The following is a 22,991-nucleotide window of genomic DNA, read 5'->3' on the forward strand; positions in this document are numbered from 1 at the left end:
TATCGATGCGTGAATAGGCTGCGTGCTCTATGGGTGGATGAGAATATATTAATACTACGTTGAATTAACAGAGGAATTTTGTAAGCTGGTGGAGATAGGATGCTTAAGTTCAATTATTCTAGCCTAGGTCATACCCATTTCTGTATCGCAAACCCCAGGCCCTCGACGGCTCTACCAGACGATTTGTAGAGGGCTCAATGAACGTTAAAGAAAATAACATATGCAAAACTATTTTATCCTGCTATTGGCTCTGCTAACATCCTTACATGCTTCAGCCAGCGAAGTGTCGCTCTCAGACGGCGCGCGCAGCTATGTCAATCTTGCTGGAGAGTGGGGAGTCTTACCGATCAATGGGGTGAGCTTCGATTTTCCGCCTCCTGAGGCTATTTGGCAGACACAGCAAGTGCCCAATCGTCGGGTCCCATCGCTCCAGGCAAGCACCACGCCTTATGCTCCGCATGTTAAAGTGCTACTGAATGAGGATGGAGGTGATGTTCGCCGTAAGACTGGTATCGCTGCTTGGTTTCAACGTCGTTTCACTTTGCCGGAAGCACCGCAAGCGAATCAGCGGGTGTTGCTCCATTTCGGTGGCATGGCATTTAAAAGTGAAGTTTGGTTGAATGGGACGAAGCTGGGGGAACCTTTGCTTGGGCAGTTGCCCATTTCGTTTGATGTCACTGATGTGCTGCGCACGAATGGGAGTAACGAGTTGCTCGTTGGCCTGAGTGATCGCGAGGGGCTGTTAGATGTGGCACATAAAACTTACATTGCGCCCGCGTCGGGGGTTGCGATGGGGATTTGGGGCGATGTGGAATTGCAGCTGGTGCCAAGTGTGCGGATCGATGATGTTTTCGTGAAAACGAGTGTCAAAGAGCGCCGGCTTGATTTGGAAGTCACCTTGGTCAATGCGAGTGCTCAGTCGGCGACCCTGTCGGTGGGGGCGATGATTACAGACGTCAAGCAACAGCCGGAGACGCAGATCGAGTTGAGCCAGGTGACACTGGCTGCCGGCGAATCCAAAACAATCTTACTCAGTAAGGATTGGATCGCGCCGCACTTGTGGTTCGCCATCAGACCCGTCGCTGTATTTCGCGACGGTCACAGTGGAGCAAGGAGACGCGCAAGTAGATGCGTTGGCGACACGATTTGGCTTTCGTGAATTTGAAATACGTGGCCGTGATTTTTATTTGAATGGTACACGTACAGTTCTGCTGCGAAATAGTCATTTGACTTCTTTGACGACCAGTCGTGAGCATATCTTTTCAGAAGTGCGTTCGAGTGCGGGGAATCCCTATAATTGTATCCGCATGCATCTAGGTTTTAATTCGGAGGCACTCTTGGACCTCTGTGATGAACTGGGAGTATTGGCGATTCCTGAATCGGCCTGGCATAATTCTTTGGATAGTAAGACGCCGCTGGCGGAGCGAGCTCTGTGGCTGCCGAATGTGGTGGAGTACACGCGAGGTATGATCCAACTGCACCGTAATCGTCCTTCGGTGATTCTATGGAATTTAACGAATGAGTCCATCTGGGGCAAAACCAGCCCTGATTATATGGAAGTGGCGGATGCATTGGTGGCAGTCGCAAAAGAGATGGACCCGACGCGTCCTTTCGCAGGAGATGGCGAAGTGGATTGGGGGGGGCGCTTACCGGTGACGACAATTCATTATCCCGAGTCGACTATTAAGAATTCACTACGAGAAGCCTATCCGAGTTCAGGCTCTGTTTTGCCTAACGATGCGCATTGGCTGCGGGTGGGCGAAAAAAATGAGAGTTGGCGTGCGGAATTCATTTGGGATAAACCGCTGGTTATAGGTGAGTATTGGTATCCTTCTGGGAATGCTGATCCCTATTCGGCATTCATGGGTGAGTCGGTGTATGACTGGCAAAAATGGCGTCGACAACGTATGGATGGCCGGGACCTCGGGCCGGCTGAGGCGAATGAGTTTGTTAAGAGCCAGCAAATCCTGACCGATGCCTATCGTATGGACGGAGTTGCGGGGGTGAATCCATGGGCCTCTGATGGGAACCGTGCGATGCCGCGCCTAGCGGTGCGCCCGGTCGATTTTTTTCCGAACCTTCAGAGCGGTGCAGTTAATGTGCGCAAGTTTGTGGTCTTCAATGATAGTGGTCGTAGTTATGGACGTATGAACCTGCAATGCCAGCTCCAGGTCGAGGGGGATACTGTGTGGGAGACTGTGATTTCTGCGCCAGTCGGGGCAGGGGAGATGCGAGAGTTTGAAGTGCCGATCGACAGTCCTGTGGTGACGCAACAAGCTGAGGCGGAACTCATGATTCGCTTACGCTGGGAGCGAGCAGGCGGTTGGCATCAACTGGATCGCTATAACGAGACAGTCTTTGTCATGCCATCGGAGGATCTGTCGGACTTGGCCGCGGCTCAGATTTTGCTTTTCGATCCGAGCGGAAAGACGGCGGATTCGCTGCAGGCACTTGGATTAAATGTAGCACCCACTGCGAGTTTAACCGCAGGGGATTTGCAAGGAAAACAGGTTCTACTAGTCGGCGAAGATACGGATGCCACTGAGTTTAAAGATGTGATCGTTGACTTTGTCCATTCCGGTGGGCGGGCGATTGTCTTACGACAAGATCGCTGGGTGCCGATGAGTGGTCAGTTGCCTGATTATGAGAAGACGCATTTGAGCACGCGGGCATGGCGCCGCAGTTTTGATCATCCAATCATTCAGGGGATGGACGATGCTCAGTTTTCCTATTGGCGTCCCAATCATTTGGTTTCGATTAAGACCTTTCGTAAGCCTGCGACTGGTCGCTATGCTGCGATTCTCGACAGTGGTGGTTTGTATGGTTTGAACTGGTCGCCCTTAGTGGAAGTGCCGATGGAGCGTGGCCTCTTTTTGCTGAGTTCATTGGATTTAGTGAATCGAAGCGATGTGGAGCCAGCAGCTGCGCATTTGCTGGGGAATATGTTGCGCTATGCCATGGATTGGCAGCCTGTGCTGAGTCAGCCTTTGCGTTTACTGGATGATAATCATACTGCATTACGTGCGGCCCTGGATGCGGCCGGTGTGGTGTATCAAGAAGGACTGGATGCCGAAGGGCCGATTTTGTTGGACGCCAGCTACACGGTTGAGGCAGAAGAACTTTCAGAGATTCGTGCGCGACTCGAAGCGGGCGCGCATGTCTGGTTGCATGGGTTTACTGAAGTAACGATTGGCTCTGTGGCCCAGCTGTTTCCTTTTGAACCGAAACTACAAGCCTACGATCCGACTGTGCAGTCGGCCGTGCGGCGATCTGAAGATCCGCTGATGAATAATTTGTCTTCGTTTGACTTCTTTTGGACGCAGGTCGATTTGGAAGCACGGTCAGATTATTTTGGCGAGGGGTATCCGACCGCTCAGTTGGGTGGGCCTGAGTTGCAGTTGCCATATTTAGAAGCTGGGGAACGTTTGGTGCATCCTGGTCTTTTGGTAAAGATTCCTGTCGGGGCAGGGACGCTCTTATTCGACAATGTGCTGTGGCCAGAGGCCTTGGGCGCTGAGACGGATAAAGTCACTCGTATCGTGAGTGCTTTGGCTGCGAATCAAGGAGCCGAGGTTAAGACGAATTCCGATGAGACGCTCTATGAATATTCTCCGATCGATCTCTCACAGCATGCGAATATGGGCTATTACGATCGGGTGGCCGACGATGGCGTTGGCGGCTGGACGGACCAGGGAGATAACGACATGCGCTTCTTTTTGATCAATCACGTTGGCAAAAGAGGTGGATTAGAATCCGGAATGGAAATTGAAGCTCAAAATTTCCCTGCAGAAGTGAATCTTGCCGGACGCAAGTTTTGGCTGTTGGACCCGCGTGAAACTTTGGATCACGCAGTCATTAGTTTGCGTGGCGGAGAGCATGGTCATCAACTGCCCGAAAAATGTGAAGGGATTGTTGTTGGGAAAAAGGCAGATACGCTGTGGTTCTTACAAGCGGCCGGCTGGACACCTGAGGAACCGCGAGCCGAAGTCGCGCGGTATATCATTCACTATAGCGATGGTACGCAGGTCGTGTTCCCGATTCGTTACGGCTTGGAGATTTCCGAGTGGTGGAAGCCGCAGCCACTGTCTCAGGCTAAGGTCGCATGGTCTGGGCGCAATCTAGGACAATCACCGATAGGTATTTATTCGACTCCGTGGAGTAATCCACACCCGGAGAAGGAAATCGCTACGATTGATATGATTGGTAATCTCTCGCCAACACAGGTGGTGTTGTTGGCGATTACTGCCGGAGTGAACCTGGATTTACAGCAAGCTGGAGAGGTTCTCGCTGAGTGGCAATTGGGAGATTTTGATGGGGAGTATGTGCCGAGCCGTGTCGATCACGCAGGTCGATTGACTGCCCGCACGCCAGCGCCCACCCGAGTCGAGCAGGACGGAAAGTCGATGTTACATTTTCAAGATGAGCAGTCTTTATCCGGCCGGATCGCAGACTTGCCGCAACAGGGAGGTTTAGGCAGTGGTCAGCCGTTCGCTGTCAAGGTGGTGTTCACCCCCGAAGCCAAGCCAACGGGGTATTTTGCAGGTATCTTTCAGGCAGCTCAATATGGGCAGCGTGGTTTTCGAATGCTATTGGACCAACGTATGAAATTGGTGCTCGAAATCTTCTCAGATTCAGAAGAGGCGAAGCGCTGGGGAATCACCTCCAGTGTGCCGCTGGAGCTGGGGCGCAGCTATACCGCAGAGGTCCGTTTTGATGGCAGTTATGTCAGTCTATTGATTGATGGGCGTGTCGATTCGATGGTTCAGGCAGGTTTGCCCACACCATTCAATGGTGATTTTCTGGTGGGCGATGCCTCAGGGGCGGATTATTACTTTACCGGTTTCATTGAGTCGCTCTGGATACGCTCATTAGCTAAATCTGACTAGGCTATTATGAGTTTGAATCTTTTAAAGTGTTGACATTTTTTTAAGAATTAATTCAAAGTCGAATTAACCATTCGGTTGTATGTTCTTACCCTATTAACCTCATCAATGTCTACTTATGAAACTACCCTCCCAAATTCTGTTTCCAGCGATTTACAGCGCTAGTTTAATTACCTCCGGCTTGTCCTTACAGGCTCAGACTTGGGATGCTGCATCGGGCAGTATCTGGTCCAGTGGTGATTGGAGCACCGCTGCCAACTGGGATCCGGACGGGGTGCCTCTCAACGACGGCACGGCGGATCTGATCTTTGATCTTTCTTCCAATGGTAATACGGGGAGTTTTGTTACGGGCTTAGGTCCTGATTCGTTGTCGATTAATAGCTTAACATTTCTCGGAACAAATGCGGGCAACTACAGTGTGACCTTGGCAGCGGGAACCACGACGGGTTCTGCTGAGGCGAGTACGACCGTGACATTGAACTTGGGTGCAGGCGGTATTGATTTGCAAGGGGCTAAGCTTTCGGGCGCTGGCGATATTTTTTACTTAGGGTCGGTTGCTAACGGTAATCGAGTCCACTTGAACCTCACCGAGAATCAAACTTGGGACATCCAGAAGGCGGCCAACGGTGAGACGAACAACCATGGGACCTTGCGTTTGGCGGGTGACTTGAGTGGTGCAGGTAATTTGACTAAGACTGGTAATGGCCTCCTTCGGATCGAATCGGGCAGTTCGGATGACTACACGGGCACTGTGACTTTGGATGGAGGGCTCATTCAGCTCTATCCTGGGCAGCTAGATCGTTTGGGACCGAATGCATTGCAATGGCATAATACCACAAGGTACTACACTCACTTTGTCTGCCGACGTGGGAGTTGAGTATACTGGAGATATCGTTTTTTCGGATACAGGGAGCGGTAATTATGTATTCAACGGCAGCGGATCTGGAACTGGCTACGAGATTGAGATTTCTGGCAATCTTTCGGGTACTCTTAACGAAACATTGAATTTTGTAGGGAGCAACGGTGCTGGAAAGGAAGATTTCGCTTACAGAATAACTGGGAATAACTCGACTTTGAGTAGGACTCAATCGGGGACGATTTTTGGTAATAATGGTGCCTTTTTACGCACGGGCCATCTGATCTTAGATAATGCCAATGCCTTAGGCCTGGGCAATAACTTCAACTTTGGCCTCGGTCAAAATAACTCGAACTATATTGGCAGCACTGTTGGATTGTATGCAACCGATGGCAATGATGTGAGCGGTGACATATATATCCTCGATAATTCTCGTGCAGCTGGTTCCAGGACTGGGCGGGTGACTGTTGGCTTGGATGGAGCGGGTGAAGTTGAGTTCTCGGGAAATATCGGCTTGGCTGGCATTAGTGACAATAATAGAAATCTGAATAATTTGCACCTGACTGCTGACAGCGGCTCTCGGGTTAATTTCTCGGGGCAGATTTTTGATTCAACTTCTACGACGCCGATGAAGGTGGCGCTCATTATTGAAGGCGGAGGCACCGTAGCCTTTAGTCATGGAGACAACACTTATGGCGGTACGGGAACTTATGATAGCTTTGGTGGCACCAGCATCACTGCGGACACCACTTTACTCGTCAATGGCGGTGAGGACAATCTCACTACCAGTGGCACTGGCACCGGGATGGTGCGTGTGGGGTATAAAGCTGTCAGCACCACAGCTGATACGACTTCTGGCTCCGCGATTGTCACTGTGGCCTCCACGGAAGGTCTACAAGTCGGGCAAGCAGTCTCTGGCACGGGCATTGAGGCCGGCACGACGATTTCTCGCATCAATACAGTCACGACACCCGGAGGTGTGATCAACACAATCCAACTGAGCAAGCAAGCCACCGCGTCTGGCAGCGACATTAGCTTTGATGCCGCAGCGACGACTGGTATTCTCGGTGGCACGGGCCGTATTCGTCCCGGTGATGCGAATTCGATAATCGTTGCGAGTGGTTCCAGCATCGCTGCCGGCGATGGTGGAATTGGTACCTTAACTTTTGATGGCGGCGATACCACCGCGAATCTGTTGACTATGGAATCAGGTTCGATCTTTAGCTTTGACCTCGGCGCGGGCAATGCCAGCGACGAGATTGCATTGTGGAACTACGTCGTTGGTGACTTGGGTTTGAACAATAATATTGTTAACTTTGAAGGTGCTCAAGAGGGGAGCTATACGCTCTTTAGCTTCTATTCGGATAGTGGCAGCACTATGACTGCCAGTGGTATTGCTGATGGTTTGGTGATTGGCACTGGCTTGGATGGCTTTGCCTACACGCTCAACTATAATACTAATAGTATCACTTTGGACGTTGTTCCTGAACCTAGTGTAGCTGGCTTATTAATGGGCACTTGTGTGGGCCTGTTGTGCTTGCGTCGTAAAAAGCGTGCTTAAGTCTAGTTGTGCGGAACTAGTTGGTTCCAACGTGCTCATTCTGAGCCAGGTTTAGATTCTTTAGCCTGAAGGGCTTGCATTTTTTCCGCGTAGCGTTGGCCGAGGGTTAACATGCTGTCATGGTCGAAGTGCCATTGATCCATGGCAGTTAAACCTGCGTTAGACACCACGGCGGTATTGGTCACAAGCCTGGGGAGCTCAAGGATTATTTGGTTGAATAGGTAGTCGCCCGAGGAATTGATCTGGCCTGCGACGACGGGAATATTGGGGGCGCCTAAGTCGTGACGCAGATCAGTTATGAGTTGATTGAGTTTGGGGAGATAATCGGGGTCATTGGCGTCGGTTTCTCCTTGGTGCCAGAGGATACCTTTGAGCTGCCCTGTCTCTAATGCTATTCTTGTGCGAATAATCGCCTCGTGGTAAAATTCTCCACCTTTTTGCCATTGGTTGATACTGGTGCCGCCTTGGGCGTTTACAACTAGTCCGATCGTTTGATCGGGCTGCTTGGCTCGCATTACTTGTCCGAAGCTATAGCCGGGATTCATCTTCTGCATGCTGATCTCTTTACGAATCGTGGAATAGCGATTCATCGGATTGCTCGCCGGTTCCCAATCATTTTCACTGTTGAGCAAATAGACACCAGGTAATGGCCTTGCTTCTTCTTCGGAGTAAGGCGCTCGGCCAGCCATGTTTGATTGGCCTATTAACAGATAAATGTTGAGTGTCTCTGTGGCTACTTTTGCTGCGAGTGGGTGGCTGTTCATCATTATAATAACAAGTAAGCGAAGTATGGATCTCATGACAACACCGTAGACCGAACATCCCGCGAGACAATGATTACTGCAGTTCTTTACGATATTGCATCGGGGATTTGCCGACGAGTTGTTTGAACTGACGACTGAAGAAGTAGATGTCCTTGTAGCCGAGTGCTTCGGCTATTTCGCCAACACGTAGGTGACTGCTTTCTAAATAACGGCGCGCTTCAATCATTTTACAATTGATGAGAAATTGCTTGGGGGCTTGTCCTATCTGTTGAGTGAATTCGCGGTCGAAGTGAGAGCGCGAAACTCCTAGCTGCTGGGCGACCTGAGTGATAGATTCGACGGAGGCGGGGGCTTCACGGAAGATTCTCAATGCTTCGGAGATGCGTTCATTGAGAGCGCCTTCAGCAATGATGCCCGTTTGACCTGTGCATTGGGCTATGAATTCGTGCAGCTTTTGAGCCAGCACTGCATCGTCGTCGCGACGTAATGCGATACGCATGATGACGTCGATTTGACGCTGTGCCAGACTGAGTGAATGGACTTCTCCACCTAACAATGGAAAATCCTTGATATGTGTTATTCTTTGGCCGTTTTGAATCGGGTGGAAGTGTGCTGAGAAGCGCGTGATACGTGCGCCAGAATAGTGAGCAGCTGAGATTTTTTGTTGAGGTGAGAAAATGAAAAAAGCGCCAGGGAAGATTCGAAACGTTTGCGTCTCACAACGTAGATATCCCTCGCCTGAGAGTGCCATCCAGAAGTTGTAATGACCGTCTCCCGAGGTTCTCCATTCCCAGTGTTCTACTTCAGTACAAAGATAAGGGAACCATGGCCGGTCCACGACTTCAATGGAATTGAAAGAGCAGTGGGGGGGCTTTACTTGAGGAGGCATTGTTTTTCGCGGCGAAATATGAATGATGAAATAATGCAAATATATGAGAGAGCAATCCATTTATGTCGAGGTCTGCTTCTGTTAAGATAGCGGCATGTCGAATCCTGAAAATTATCTCAATTCTCTCTTTGGCCTCCAAAATAAGGTGGCGGTCGTTATCGGTGGCACTGGTGAACTCTGCGGAGCGATGGCCGAGGGCCTCGCTGCTGCGGGCGCGGAAACGGTGTTGGTCGGTCGTAGCGAAGAAAAAGCGGCTGCGCGTCTTGCCAAGATTGAAGCGGCAGGCGGCAAGGCTTACTTCGAGCAGGTGGATGTTAATTCGAAGGCGTCCATTCAAGAATTGCTGGATAATGTGCTGAAAAAGTCAGGCTCGGTAGATATCTTAGTCAATGGTGCTGGGATCAATTCGCCGACGCCGATTCTTGAAATTGAAGAGGAGGAATTTGACCGTATTTTGAATACGAATTTGAAAGCGGTGCTCTTCGCCTCGCAGGTCTTTGGTAAATACCTCGTTGAGCGCGGGGAGGGGGGTAGCATCATCAATATTGGCTCCATGAGTGGCATTATTCCGCTCTCGCGCGTCTTTACCTATTCGGCGACCAAGGCGGCGGTGCATAATCTTTCTAAAAACCTGGCACGTGAGTGGGCCGAGCAGCAGGTGCGTGTGAATACCATCGTGCCCGGCTTCTTTCCTGCAGAGCAGAATAAAAAAGTGCTCACTCCAGAGCGGGTCGCTTCCATCATGGGCCACACGCCGGCCAATCGCTTTGGCGAAGCCCACGAATTGATCGGAGCGACGCTGCTGCTGGCCAGCCAGGCCGGTAGCTTTATGAACGGTGCCGAAATCGTCGTTGATGGCGGTTACGCTTCGATGACGATTTAAGGCCTTAAGTGTCAACATTCAAACGATTGCTCATTATGTCTTATCTCCACGAAAACTTCCTACTCCCGAATTCGACCGCGCAGCGCCTTTATCATGAAGTGGCAGCGGATCAGCCGATCATAGATTACCACTGTCACCTTCCGCCTGAGGCGGTGGCTGGCAATGCGCGTTTCCCGGATCTCTCTGAGATTTGGCTGGGGGGCGACCATTACAAATGGCGCGCCATGCGTGCCGCGGGCGAGCCTGAGAGTTTGATCACAGGCAAGGACAGCAGCCCCAAGGAGAAGTTTGACGCCTGGGCACGCACGGTCCCGCAGACAGTGCGGAATCCCTTGCATCATTGGACGCACTTGGAATTGAAGCGTTACTTCGATTGTGACCTGGTGCTGAGTCCGAAAACCGCGGATGCGATCTGGGAACGAGCCAATGCGAAGATCGCGCAAGACAGCTTCAATGTGCAAAATATCTGTAAGCAGTTTGATGTGCGCGCTGTCGGCACGACCGATGATCCGGTGGATTCGCTGGAGCATCACATCGCATTCAATGCCACTTCCGGGCAAACGACCAAGATGTTCCCCACCTTTCGCCCCGACAAGGGGATGATTACCACGAATCTGAGCGCGTGGAACACGTGGACAGATCGACTCGCGCAAGTTTCCGGACAGTCGCTTGACAGTGCAGCCGATTTTATGGCTGCCCTTAAAGGGCGTCATGATTACTTTCATCAGCATGGTTGCCGCTTGACCGATCATGGTCTTGAAGCCTGCCCTTATGCGCCTTGCGATGAGAGTCAGGCTGAGTCTATCTACAAAAAGCTACGTCAAGAACAGGCGCTCTCCGAGACAGAAGCTGAACAATGGATGACGTATCTAATGCAAGCGGTGGCGAGTTGGAATGCGGCTCGTGGTTGGACAATGCAATTACACCTCGGCCCGATCCGTAATAATAATACCAAGATGTTCCAGCAATTGGGACCCGACACTGGCTACGACTCGATGCTCGACGAGCCAGTGGCGCGTAAGACGGTTGCCTTTTTGGACAGTCTGGCGCTTCGGGATGCTTTGCCTAAAACGATCTTTTACCACATCAATCCTTCGTATCTCTATCCTTTTGCCACCTTGATGGGCAGCTACCAGGATGGCTCCGTCCCTGGCAAAATGCAGCTCGGCTCGGGCTGGTGGCATGTGGACACTTTGGATGGTATGCGCACACAGATCGATGTGCTGTCGAGTGTAGGCTTGTTGAGCAAATTCGTTGGTATGTTGACCGACTCACGTAGCTTCCTCAGCTTCCCGCGCCATGAGTATTTCCGCCGTCTACTTTGCGGTGTGATCGGGCAAGATGTGGCTGCTGGCCTGATTCCGGATGACCGCGAGTTGCTGGACACACTCGTCTCTGATATCTGTTATCATAACGCAAAAAACTATTTTAATTTCCCTGGCATCTAACACTGATGCGTATCCCGTTGACCACCAAGCATCCTATACATTCCGTATGAAAATCCTCCTGACGACTACCTCCTATCAAGATTGCCCCGGCGACCACCACGCGCTGTTAGAAAGCACTGGCGCCGAAATCGTTCGCGAACGCGGGCCGCTTTCCGAAGCCCGCATGTTAGAACTCGCAGGCGACTTTGACGCCTTTCTCTGCGGGGACGATGAGATCACCCAGGCGGTGATTGATAAGTCACTGCCGAAGCTGAAGATTATTGCTAAATATGGCATCGGCGTGGATAAGATCGACGTCGCCTATGCGACGGAGAAAAAAATCCCCGTGAGCTTTTGTCCCGGCGTGAATCACACCACTGTGGCGGAGCATGTTTTCATGCTACTGCTGGCGCTGAATAAGAATTTGATGGAGCAAGCTAATACGACCGCAGCCGGTGGTTGGAAGCGTATGACCGGGCATGAGATCATGGGTAAAACCATCGGCATCATCGGTCTCGGACGAATTGGCCGTGAAGTGGCCATCCGCGCCAACGCCTTCGGCATGAAATGTATTGGTTACGATCTTTACTGGCCGGAAGATTTTGCGAAAGAGCAGAATATCGAGCGCGCTGACGGTATCACACAGTTACTTCGTTGCAGCGACATCGTATCGCTGCACACAAACCTGACCGAAGAAACACGGGATATGATTTGTGCTGCGAGCATCAAGAATATGAAAGAGGGCGCGATTCTCATCAACTGTGGTCGCGGGGAACTCACACATACCGGCGATATCGCTGCGGCTCTGGAAAGCGGCCAACTCGGTGGTTACGGTGCCGACGTGCTCGATCAAGAGCCGCCTCCTGCAGACCACCCATTACTGGGTGCTAAGAACTGCATTATTACCCCACACGTGGGCTCGCGCACTTACGAGAGCGTGCAACGTCAAGCAGGCATGGCTACCCAGAACTTAGTCAACTTGCTCAAGGGCGAAAAAGCTCTGGCACAGGTCAACGACGTGCCACCACCAGCTGCGCTTATTTAAGTGCGTTTAAGAACTCTTAAGAGCGTCGAACGTCCAACATCGAACGCTGAATGTTGAAGTTCAAATCTAGAGTGTCCTCATTTCTAATTCCTCAATCCTAATTCTCCTCCTATGTCTGAAAAATTCTATATCGTCCCTCAAGAGCAGCACGATGCGCTCGTCGCTGCAGCGTATCAACACCGCGGATACACTGAAGATGAATCCGCGCAAGCTGCCCGCTTCTCTGCATTCGCTTCCCATCATGGTATCCGCACCCACAACGCCATCAAGGCCTTGCACCTTGATCATCTCTTTGGCAGCGCGACGGGCGGTTGCACCCCAGCGGTGGAGATTGAGAAATTACCTTGCCGTTTCGCAGCCAGCGAAATTTGGAACGCCAATAAGAAGCTCGGACAGGCGACCGCATATGAGGCAATTGATCGCGCTTGTGAATTAGCCGATCAATATGGCATCGGCCAAGTGTCCGTCGACAACGCCTTTCACTATTTGTGGGGCGGTGGCTATGTGATGGAAGCCGCCAAACGCGGCTATATTGCCTATACCAACTGCACGGCGGCACTGGCTGAAGTGGTGCCGTTTATGGGTAAATATCCGACGCTTGGTACCAATCCTCACAGCTGGGGCTTTCCCACCACCGACGCCGTCGGTTTCCCCATCGTCATCGATTGGGCGACCTCTGTCATTGCGATGGGGCGCGTGCAACAGTTTCAGCGTGAAGGCACCGCTTTGCCGCCCAATGCCGCAGTGGATGCCGACGGCAATCCGACGACTGATGCCAATGCAGTCAAAGCGCTCATGCCCTTTGGCGCGCACAAGGGCTACGGTCTGAGTTTGATCAACGAAATCGTAGGTGCTTTTATTGGCGGTAGTCTGCCCACACTGCGTAGCCGCGAGATCCCGGCTGGAGAGAAGCGCACACCGGCATTTTACTTTCAAGTCATCCATCCCGACGCCATCAACGGCGGCGCTTTTGCGCAGGGGCGTGATCAGGCTGCAAATGTAAAAGCGGTGATCGAAGACATCCTAGGGCATGGCAATGAGAATTGCTTGCTGCCCGGGCAACTTGAAGCCCGCTGGGCAGAACGCGTAGTTAAAGCAGGCGGTTTGCTCTTCTCTGAAGCCGAAATACAGGCCTTTAACGAGATTGCGGAAGAATGTGGCGCCGCGACGTGGAGCCTGGATGAGTTTAAGAGCGAGTAGTCCATATGTTCGAAACGAGTTCCGCGTTCCGCTACGGTGTGCTTGGTCGCGGAAGCGGAACCGCTTTCGAATACGGTTTACCACTTGAGCGACGCGGTGACTTCTACGCGACGTGGGAGCTCGGCGAAAATGGAGTCGTTTCCGTAGAGGCCAGTTACGCTGCCCCAATTTTCTTCATCGGTGGCGTTGAGTAGATAGATGGCTAACGCCCAGTGTTCGGTTTCGTAGCGCAGGCCTAGATCGATCGAATACTGCCATGGTATTTCAGCGCTCTTAAGATCGCCGGGGGCTACGGCCTGTTGGTCATCCACCCGGGCGGATGCGGGCACATCGAAGGCGAGGTTCATGGGGGAGGTGACTAAGAAACCGATACTGGCACTCATCGAATCGGTCAATTGATAGGCCGCGAGCCCGTTGATAATGTGTTTGGGGACACCGGGGGTATCGGCATCGTAACCTTCAAATTCTGCGAAGCTTGTATATTGATAGGTGCCCCCGTTGGCAGCTACTGCACTGATCGGAGTCAGCGCTGCGTTGATGCCGTTGCGAGTGATCGATTCCATGTAGCTATAGCCGAAAACCATGTAGAAACGCTCGGTTGGCTGATAGTGAAGTTCTGTTTCGACGCCCCAGACTTCTACTTCTTGATCACTGCCGAGGGATTGTGGCTCTAGCCTGTCTTGCTGAAAGAGGTTGATGCTTGTGTAGAGTGTTCCATCGTAGAAAGTGCCCTTATATCCTAGCTCAAACAGCTGGCTGGCTGCGTCAAAGGCGTCTTGGTCGAGCTGTCCATCTTCGCGTAGGGCGATGCCACCACCCAGGTCGACGGGGATGGATTCGCTGTAGTTAAAGTTCGCATACAGCCGTTGAGAGGCGGTCAATTTATATACGAGTCCTAAGTTGAAGTTGGGCACAAAGTCGCCGTGGCTGTCTTCTGCTTGTTTCACTTCGGAATAGTCTTCGGTGGGATTGAGATTTTCGAGGTATCGAATCATGTCATGAAACATGGGGTCTTTAGATTGTGCGTAGACGTAGTCGATTCGTCCGCCTATCAATAAGTTCAGACGATCTGTGAGCTCGCTGTCGTCTTGCACAAAAATGCCGACGGATGTGGTTTGAGAGTCGTTGCTGTCTTCGTTGCCTTGGACGGTTTCGCCCGTGGAATCGATCTTATAGGTCGAGCTATTGGATCCGGGGCGAGCGCTCAACTTGCCACGTGCGCTTTCTCCACTCATTGGAAATGCGTTGTAGAAAAATGCCGTGTAAAAGACTTCTGTATCGCTCAGTCCGATGTTTGCGGGACTTTGGTTGACTAAGTCCCATGCGTTCGCCGGTTCGTGATAGTAATCGTTGACGGCCCATACATCCTGATAGCTTAGGTCCAGCCCTAGGTTTAGACTGTGGAAGAGCCCCAGCCATTGTCCATTGGTTTGGGCTTCAGTTCGATTTTCGAAGCGAAAGTTGTCGCGCAGTACTTCGGAGTATTGATATGAGCTGTATGTGTCTCGGTCTCGATACTGAAAAAGCGAATTGTTGACGAATGTGGTGTCCGGGCTTGAGCGGATAGTCTGGATCGCCTGAAGTGTGAAGTAGTCGCCATTGGAATCATCGCCTTCGCCGTGCAGGCGTGCGTCTCTTGATATTTTCGTCGTGCCTGTGGTTGTGACATGATCGAGGAATCCGCCCGTAGAGCCGATCCCTGTTATATAGTCGAGATGGTCGATTAAGTCATCGGTGGGGCGATTTATGCCCCAGTTTTCGGTGTAGTTGGCTGTGAAAAATTCTGTAAGAATTTCGAGTTGGTAGGTGTCGTTCGGCTGCCAATCGAGTGCGGCATAGAGGGCTGTGGTTTGTCGCCTATAGTCGTCCCAATAGTAGTCGCTACTGTCCTCGCCAGTAAGACTGATCCGTAGACTGACTGTGTCGGAGACCACTTGATTTTGATCGATTTGCACTTTACGCATACCTTCGCTGTCTAGCGTTAAGTCCAAGCGCCCCTCATTGTAGCCGGTGGGGCGTTTGCTAATGAGGTCGACGTAGCCTCCTACATATTGTGAGGCACCCACCATGACTGAAGGAGGTCCTTTTAGTATATTGACCGATTCTACTGAGTTTGTGTTGAAGGGCATGCCGTTCCCGTTATTACTAAGCCCTTTGCGCATGCCGTTGAGTAAACTGTCTGCTGTTTGGCCTCGGATACTGGGAGTGGTGGGTGCACCAAAATTTGAACTGGTATAACTGGAGGAGGTGAGCTTGCTGAAATCGCGAACGTCTTTCAGGCTGATGGCTTCCAATTGTGTCTTGGAAATGACGGTGACGTTACGTGGTGTATCGAGGATGCCGCTTTCGTAGCCATAGACAGAGCTGAAGGGGTGGTCGTTCGGCAGGACACTCTCGCTTTTTGAGATGGGCGAGAAGACGACGTACTCTTCGAGTTGTGTGTAGCGGTCTGTGGCGCTAATTAGAGGGCTTAGCAGGCATATGTGCGCTGCCAATATCTGGATGAATTGTGAGGGTTTGTATATTCGTTGGATGCGGGTCATGTGTGTGGATGATTGAGCTCGATCAGGGCATCGTTGAGTATTCGACGTAAATGACGGCTACCTGAGATATCAATTCGTTCGGAATATTCTCGAATCAAATGACACAGAGCATCTAGTTGCTCGATGTTTTTAGTCGTATTGATGGCTTGCAGCTTATAGATGATCGATTGAAAACGGGCCGTATCCATTTTAGTGAGGGCAGGCATTAGCTCGTCCTTAATGATACCCAGGAGGGTGTCGAGGGCTTCCTGACCGAGTGTTTCGAGTTTGAACATTTCAATCATCCATGAGGCATTTATTTCGGATGGAAAAGCTTCGTTTGAGTGCTGGGCGGATTCAAACTGTTGCGTGCTGTGAGGGGACGATTTCTCATGGTGACAGATCACTACGCTGGGGAGTTCAATGGTAAAGGTAGAACCGACGCCTTCCTTGCTATCTACTAGGATTCGGCCGTGCATCATCTGTATTAGCCGTAACGAGATCGCCAGGCCCAGCCCGGAGCCTGTTTCATTACGAGTGAAGTCGCGACTGGCTTGTTCAAATGCATGAAAGATACGCTTTTGCATTTTCTGTGGAATACCGATGCCGGTATCATCAATCTGGCAGGAAATATTGGCATGACTTTCGGATGCTTGTCGCAGTTTTAAATTGATCTTTATACCGCCCGTATCTGTGAACTTGATGGCATTACCGACAATGTTTAGCAGCACTTGACGAAAACGGGTGGCATCGATCAGCACTTGTTTCGGAAAGTTCGGGGAGTGTTCGAAGTGAATACTCAGGCCTTTTTGATTCAACTTGGGACTCAGCATTTGCAGAGTTTCGTGACACTCTTTAATCAGGTCTGAGGGGCGCGGGTGCATCGAGAGTTTATTGGCTTCAATCTTTGATAGATCGAGTAGGTCATTAAACATCGCCATGAGCATGGTCGCAGACTTATATACGGTGTTTAGGTAGTCCTTGTGGGTGGGGTCGTTGATCTCGCTGCGTAAAATGTCGGTAAAGCCGATGATTGAGTTCATGGGGGTGCGAATTTCATGACTGATGTTCGCTGTGAATTCGCTTTTTAGACGATTGGCTGACTCTGCGTGCTCTTTGGCCATTAAGAGCTCTTCACTTTGGTGTTTGAGCTCTTGGGTGCGTTGATTGACGAGTGTTTCGAGTCGTTCATTTTGTCGCTGTGATCGCTTTAGTCGCCAGTTATGCGCTAAGTAGGCGACGAGTGCGAAGGCGCTGAAGATTAGAAAGTAAAACCAGACCGTTTGATGGAAGTATGGGTGGATGGTGAAATGAAAGCGGGCCCATTGTACCTCTTTGGGATCGGTGCTAGTATCCGCCATGCAGCTTACCTCGAAGGTATAATCGCCTGGAGGTAGATTTGTGTAGACGGCTTCGCGACGAGAACTTTCATCCCAATCTTCAAAGCCTTTCAGCCGATAACGGAAGATCAGGTCTTCGCCGCCTTGGAATCGGGGTGCGGTGTAGTTGATTCGCATATAGCGCAGCCCCGGAGCGAATTCTTTAGGGGTCTCATTGTTGAGCTCGGTAGTGGGTAAGTTGATACCATTCACCCTGACCTGGTCGATCAATAGTCTGGGCTGAAAGGCTTCGTTCCTCAGTCGTGCTGGATTGAGTTCGACGATGCCGCCACTAAAAGGAATCCATAACGTGTCCTGCTCTGCATACACTTCGGATAGGGCGGTGATATTGTTAGACGGTAAGCCGTCTGTTTTTAAGTAGCTTTGATAAGTAAATGTATGGCTTGAAGTCGTGTGTTCGATGTCTGAAATTTTTACACGGTAGAGCCCCGCATTGGTGGTAAGCCAAAGTCCTTCGTTGGCATCACGCCATACATGAAAGATATTTATGTACGGAAAGCTTTTAGGCATTTCATAGACTTTTAATTGACCGTCTTTGATTTTTAATATGCCGCCGCTATAGCCGCCCCAGAGGTTGCCTTGTGAGTCTTTGGTGATGTGGAAGACGGTGGTGGATTCGAGTTCGGTGCCTTGGCTGGTTGGGATTATTTGCCCATTCCGATAGGCATAAATACCTGCAGAAGCCATGGAAAACCAGAGCGTGTCACCATCCAAATACAGTGAGATGATTAGATTGGAAGGTAGCTGTGTCTCGGCGGGAAGCGGTTCGAACTGCTGTCCATCGAAGAAGACCAAGCCATTATAGGTGCCGAGTGCCAAGCGCCCGTCGGGCATCTTTTGTATTTGGTAAATTGTATCTGCAGGAAGGCCGTCTTCTTGAGTGTAGCGTCGCAGTTCGTTATTCTTGTATTCATAGAGCCCCTGACTGTAACTGGAGAAATAAATATGATCCTGAGATATGATTTCTATGTCAGTAATATCGACATTTTTGAGAGCAGGGAAGAGCACTTCAATGCTCCCACTTTCTTTACTGATACGGCTGACACCAGCGCTGCTGCCGATCAGATATGTGCTGCCATTGGCTTCAGATGTGATACTGCGGACGGCACCATACTGGAAATTGTCGGCGCGTGTGTGCGTTTTAAATACACGTTTCTGTATGAGTTTTAATCCATTGTTAAAAGTGCTGTAAGCGATGTTGCCATCGGGTGTCCGGGCTATGGAGTAGATGTGATCGGCGTCTTGGTAATGATTGCTGGGGAGCTTGTGGATTTGTCCCTCTTGATAGCGAAACATGCCGTTTTGAGTGCCGATCCAGAGGGTGCCGTTCGATTCGCTCAGCATGGCGCGTGTTAGACCACTTTGGCTGAGTGTGGGGTCTTGGTAGAGCTGCCATTGACCGTTTTGGAAGTGGAGCAGATCGTTGTCTGCAGAGATGGCCCAGATTGTTTGATCGATGCCTTGTTCCAATAAGACAATGCGCCCTGACTTTGAGCCCAAGGTTTTCGGGTCAAACCAAGTCACTTGCCCGTCGACGATGTGATGTATGCCTTGGCTTTTGTCCGCGAGCCATAGACTGCCGTCGCTCGCAAACTGTGCGTAGTGAATCGAGAGGCCTTCTGTTCCCGGAATCGAATACCTCGTAAGCATATCGTCTATGACTTTGTAAAAGTGATTTTTACCTAAGAGAACTATTTCACCATGCCAATCAAGGAAGAGATTGTAGTCCAATACGTCCGTCAGGCGATCGGTTTCCCAGTGCTGAATATTACCGTCTTTCAGGCGAAATAGGTATCTATGGTTGGTGTCGAATGCCCAGAGCGCATTGCTGTGGTCAATCGCTAGGTGGAAGGCGCCTCCCCGCAGTTGTGCGTAATCGTGATGGGTGATACTTTTAAAGTCGACGCCATCATAGCGGATGAGGCCTTCGAAGGAAGCGATCCATAAAAAGCCTTCTTGTGATACGCCGATGTAATTGAGCTGATTCATCGGCAGCCCTTCTTCTGTTGTGAGGTTTTTTACTAAATAGTCCGTCAGCGGAGTGACATCCTCGCTGGCATGACTATGGCAGATGGATAAATATCCACAGAGGACGAAAAATAGGCAGTGACGAAACAGATAGTAGGCGAAGGAGGTGTTGAAATTTGAACTCACTGTCAGGGATGCCAGCATACTTACTCGATCGATGAGGTGGGTAATTCGATATAGAATCGATTGCCGTCTCCTTGTTCACGTGCTTCCACTCCAAGTTTGCCGGCGTGCATCTTGACGAGTCTTTGGACGATTGAGAGGCCGACACCGTGCGAGGCTTCTACGGTGTTTTTGGAGTCTCCTTGGGCGAAGGGGCTAAAGAGACCAGCACGTTTTTCTGCTGTGATGGTAGGAGCCTGGTCGATCACTTCGAAACGCATTCCGGATGCGAATAGCTGTGGCGACTTGAGTCGAACTTGTATGTTGGCTCCTTCGCTAGAGTATTTGATCGCGTTGTTGAGCAAATTATCAAACATTTCGACAAGGATGCGTCGACTAATGGCTACTTGGGCAGGGTGGGTGTTGGTAAAATCAATATCGATATCTTTTTCCCTGGCACTCAAGCTGTTGAGTTGAAGTAGGTATTCGATGACCTCGGCCACTTGAATGGTTTCAGTCACTGAGTTTTCGTTTGAGTGTGCGCTCCTGCGTGCCTCATCGAGTATGCCGATCACCAGGTCGGTCATACCATCGGCGGAATCTTGTATCAATTGAGCCATCGAGAGAATTTCTGGCAAATTCTCATGTTGGCAGTGTTTGAGTTCATCGATGATATACTTACTGAGGCCTTTGATGGCACCGGATGGGTTCTTGATGTCGTGTGCCAGCCGTGCAATTAGTTCGGCTTTAGCTTTAGACTCTGCATCCAGTTGCCTTTGTGTCGCGCTTAAGCGTAAGTGTGTGTAGACGCGTGCCAGTAACTCTTCGCGTACAAATGGTTTTTTGATATAATCAACGGCCCCAGCGGTAAAGCCACTCACGACTTCTGCCGGGCTGCTGGCTGCGCTCAGAAAAATAATGGGAATCGATGCTGTATCTGGAGATTTTTTTAGATTCGCGCAAACGGCGAAGCCGTCCATCCTCGGCATCATCACGTCTAACAAAATCAAATCCGGTTTTTCCGTGGCTACTGCATCCAGAGCTTCTTGACCATCCAACGCGAGGATGAATGAAATGTCGGCGCGACGTAGGATTTCGCCCACTAATCTTAGGTTTTGTGGCTCATCATCAACGATTAAGACTTTCGGAGTTATTGAATGCTCTTGTGTTTCCATCGTGATGATACGGTTTTCATATGCAATTTGTAACGTGTTAGAATTAAAATGCCAGCCTGACTTTTGGAGTCAGTCTAAGGTGGGATAGTAGACCTAGTGAGTGGCATTGAAACTGTTAATTTGTGTTAATTTCAGCATAACTGGAGATCACATCTGGCCGCTTATCCGTTTTGTATCGACACATAGCCTTTCAGGTGAATCACACCGTGGTCTCGGTTCTCTGAATTGGGGCGCGGCGGAATTTGGAACGTCCAACGTCGAACGCCCAACATCCACAGTCTAATAATTCCTTGGGTACTGGCCTCTGCCTTCTAACTGCTCATTCTAACCAGCCGTTCGCATGGCTCATCATATTCGAACGCCTGCCCAATGCCTATTGGGCTTTACCCCTTACAGGGCGGCAGTTTTACCGATCCAGCTTTTCAGCGGTTTCTTGTTCCAAACGTTCGATGTATTCGGATACGTTACATGTGAGCATGCGTGTGCTGCCTGGAGAGACTTCCAGCACTTTATTAACTACTCCATCGAGGAAGGCACGGTCGTGGCTGACCAGAATGACAGTGCCTTCGTAGAGGTTGATGGCCTCTTGCAGCACTTCCTTCGATTTGATGTCCAAGTGATTGGTCGGTTCGTCCAAAATCATGCAGTTGGCCGGATGCATAAGCATCTTAGCCAGGGCGACGCGGTTTTTCTCTCCCCCTGAGAGCACCGAAGTCTTTTTCAGCGCTTCGTCCCCGGAAAAGAGCAGTGCGCCCAGTGCGCCACGTGGGTTGGCGTCGTCGTTGCCAATCGCAGCTTTCTCGACTTCTTCCAATACTGTATTGTTGGGATCGAGTTCGTCGGCCTGTGACTGTGCGAAATACCCGAGCACGGTGTTGATACCTTTTTCGACTTCGCCGCTTTGATAGGGCTCCGTGCCCGCCATGATGCGCGCGAGGGTTGATTTACCCGCACCATTGACCCCGACGACAGCGATGCGGTCGCCCTTATCAATGCGTAGGTCGAGTCCGTCAAAGATTACGTTGTCGCCGTAGGCTTTGTGTAGGTTCTTAATTGTAATTACTTTCGCGCTCGCTGGAGGGGATTTGGGGAAGCGGAAGAACATCTTCTTTTCGTCGCGAGGAATCGTGATCAAATCCATTTTCTCCAATGCTTTGATACGGCTTTGCACCATGCTTGCTTTCTTTACATTGGAGCGAAAGCGGTTGATCCAGTCTTTGATCTCTTTGATTTCTTTTTGCTGGTTGGCGTATGCCTTACGTAGAGTTTCCAGGCGCTTTTCGCTTTCGCTTACATAGTAGCTGTAGTTGCCCTTGAAGCTAGTCAAATTACCGAGCTTGAGTTCTAGCGTGCGGTTGGTCACTTCGTCGAGGAAGGCGCGATCGTGAGAAATGACGATCAAGGCACCTTGATAGTGCTTGAGGTATTGCTCGACCCAGTGCTGCGAGACGATGTCCAGGTGATTGGTCGGTTCGTCAAGAATGATGAGTGATGGGTTTTGCAAGAGCAGTTTCGCGAGTGCGATACGCATTTGCCAACCACCGGAAAACTCTCCCGTGTCACGCTCGAAATCGCTCTCCTTAAATCCCATTCCCAGCAGGATACGCTCGATGCGGGATTTCATTTTGGCGGGTTCGTGGTCTTCGAGTTGTTGCTCCCATTCGCCCATGAGGTCGATCAAATCGTAATACTCGTCAGTCGAAGTATCCATTTCGAGCATTTCCTCTTCGGCCTTTTCGAGGTTTTTTTGTAATTCAAGAATGTCACCAAATGCACTTTCGGCCTCTTTGAAGAGTGTTTTACCCGCGACCGCGATGCCGTCTTGAGGCAGGTAACCGACGCTGACGTAGCTTGCCTTGTCGATGTTGCCGCTGTCACAGTCGAGCTCGCCCATGAGCATGCGTAGCAAAGTCGTTTTACCGGAACCGTTCGAACCGACTAGGGCGATGCGGTCATGTGCGTTGATAACACAGTTGATACCGTTGAAGAGAACCTTCTTGCCGAAGTTGTGGGAGACTTGATTAATCGTGATCATTGTCTGGCGGCGCCGTGCTGTGCGCCGAGTGCGTGTGAGAGTGAGTGTAAGAGTGAGATTGTGCTGTGATACCTGCGGTAACATGCCGTAGTGATTTTTCTGCTCACTGCAACTTTTACCGGTATTCCCGCGCAAGCGGGAAAGCGCGGGAATGAAACAAGGCATCGAAGGAAATGCAAAGAAAAAGCCCGAGAGCTTTGAAGCTCTCGGGCTGAGTGGTT

General features: G+C 50.7%; 14 protein-coding genes. 8 read left to right on the top strand and 6 right to left on the bottom strand.

Translation table 11 applies throughout. From position 1 onward, the window contains the following. Positions 1–220 precede the first annotated feature (220 nt). The 4 genes from SH580_RS19565 to SH580_RS19580 all read left to right on the top strand — a co-directional run bounded on the left by SH580_RS19565 (position 221) and on the right by SH580_RS19580 (position 7,300). Entirely contained in the window at positions 221–1,159 is a 939-nt protein-coding gene (locus SH580_RS19565; protein WP_319832499.1) for a glycosyl hydrolase 2 galactose-binding domain-containing protein, read from the top strand. Next, on the top strand, positions 1,134–4,886 hold the full coding sequence (locus SH580_RS19570) for a glycoside hydrolase family 2 TIM barrel-domain containing protein (protein WP_319832500.1): 3,753 nt from the start codon (positions 1,134–1,136) through the stop codon (positions 4,884–4,886). Before SH580_RS19565 ends, SH580_RS19570 begins: the two co-directional genes overlap by 26 nt. A gap of 115 nt (positions 4,887–5,001) precedes the next feature. Further along, a complete protein-coding gene (locus SH580_RS19575; RefSeq protein WP_319832501.1) occupies positions 5,002–5,760 on the top strand; it encodes a hypothetical protein in 759 nt (252 codons plus the stop codon). Continuing rightward, positions 5,738–7,300, top strand: coding sequence for a beta strand repeat-containing protein (locus SH580_RS19580; protein WP_319832502.1), 1,563 nt, complete (start codon positions 5,738–5,740; stop codon positions 7,298–7,300). Before SH580_RS19575 ends, SH580_RS19580 begins: the two co-directional genes overlap by 23 nt. 35 nt (positions 7,301–7,335) lie before the next feature. On the opposite strand, the gene SH580_RS19585 is transcribed toward SH580_RS19580, so the two are convergent. After that, complete coding sequence (locus tag SH580_RS19585) at positions 7,336–8,067, bottom strand: sialate O-acetylesterase (protein ID WP_319832503.1); 732 nt, start codon at positions 8,065–8,067, stop codon at positions 7,336–7,338. Positions 8,068–8,137: 70 nt separating this feature from the next. Then, positions 8,138–8,953: a helix-turn-helix transcriptional regulator gene (locus SH580_RS19590; RefSeq protein ID WP_319832504.1), complete on the bottom strand. Its 816-nt coding sequence runs from the start codon at positions 8,951–8,953 to the stop codon at positions 8,138–8,140. Positions 8,954–9,047: 94 nt separating this feature from the next. On the opposite strand from SH580_RS19590, the gene SH580_RS19595 reads away from it, so the two are divergent. From SH580_RS19595 to SH580_RS19610, 4 genes are all read left to right on the top strand, one after another. Next, positions 9,048–9,836 carry an SDR family NAD(P)-dependent oxidoreductase gene (locus SH580_RS19595; protein ID WP_319832505.1) on the top strand — a complete coding sequence of 263 codons (789 nt, stop codon included), beginning with the start codon at positions 9,048–9,050 and terminating at the stop codon, positions 9,834–9,836. A 35-nt stretch (positions 9,837–9,871) separates the two neighbouring features. Then, entirely contained in the window at positions 9,872–11,284 is a 1,413-nt protein-coding gene (uxaC, locus tag SH580_RS19600; protein ID WP_319832506.1) for a glucuronate isomerase, read from the top strand. Between the two features lie 46 nt (positions 11,285–11,330). Then, the gene (locus SH580_RS19605; RefSeq protein ID WP_319832507.1) at positions 11,331–12,308 is read left to right on the top strand and encodes a phosphoglycerate dehydrogenase; all 978 of its coding nucleotides are present in this window, start codon (positions 11,331–11,333) and stop codon (positions 12,306–12,308) included. A gap of 111 nt (positions 12,309–12,419) precedes the next feature. Then, positions 12,420–13,508 (top strand): Ldh family oxidoreductase, encoded by a 1,089-nt coding sequence (locus SH580_RS19610; RefSeq protein WP_319832508.1) that lies wholly within the window; start codon positions 12,420–12,422, stop codon positions 13,506–13,508. Between the two features lie 77 nt (positions 13,509–13,585). Here the strand turns inward: SH580_RS19610 and SH580_RS19615 are convergent, their stop codons facing one another. The 4 genes from SH580_RS19615 to SH580_RS19630 form a co-directional block, all read right to left on the bottom strand. Then, positions 13,586–16,051: a TonB-dependent receptor gene (locus SH580_RS19615; RefSeq protein ID WP_319832509.1), complete on the bottom strand. Its 2,466-nt coding sequence runs from the start codon at positions 16,049–16,051 to the stop codon at positions 13,586–13,588. Further along, positions 16,048–19,602, bottom strand: coding sequence for a sensor histidine kinase (locus SH580_RS19620; protein ID WP_319832510.1), 3,555 nt, complete (start codon positions 19,600–19,602; stop codon positions 16,048–16,050). The genes SH580_RS19615 and SH580_RS19620 overlap by 4 nt, the downstream gene beginning before the upstream one ends. A 2-nt stretch (positions 19,603–19,604) precedes the next feature. Beyond that, the gene (locus SH580_RS19625) at positions 19,605–20,735 is read right to left on the bottom strand and encodes a hybrid sensor histidine kinase/response regulator (protein ID WP_319832511.1); all 1,131 of its coding nucleotides are present in this window, start codon (positions 20,733–20,735) and stop codon (positions 19,605–19,607) included. A gap of 406 nt (positions 20,736–21,141) precedes the next feature. Next, positions 21,142–22,935 (bottom strand): ABC-F family ATP-binding cassette domain-containing protein, encoded by a 1,794-nt coding sequence (locus SH580_RS19630; protein WP_319832512.1) that lies wholly within the window; start codon positions 22,933–22,935, stop codon positions 21,142–21,144. Between the last annotated feature and the right edge of the window lie 56 nt (positions 22,936–22,991).

The sequence above is a fragment of the Coraliomargarita algicola genome (genome assembly GCF_033878955.1).
Taxonomy (GTDB): Bacteria; Verrucomicrobiota; Verrucomicrobiia; order Opitutales; family Coraliomargaritaceae; genus Thalassobacterium; species Thalassobacterium algicola.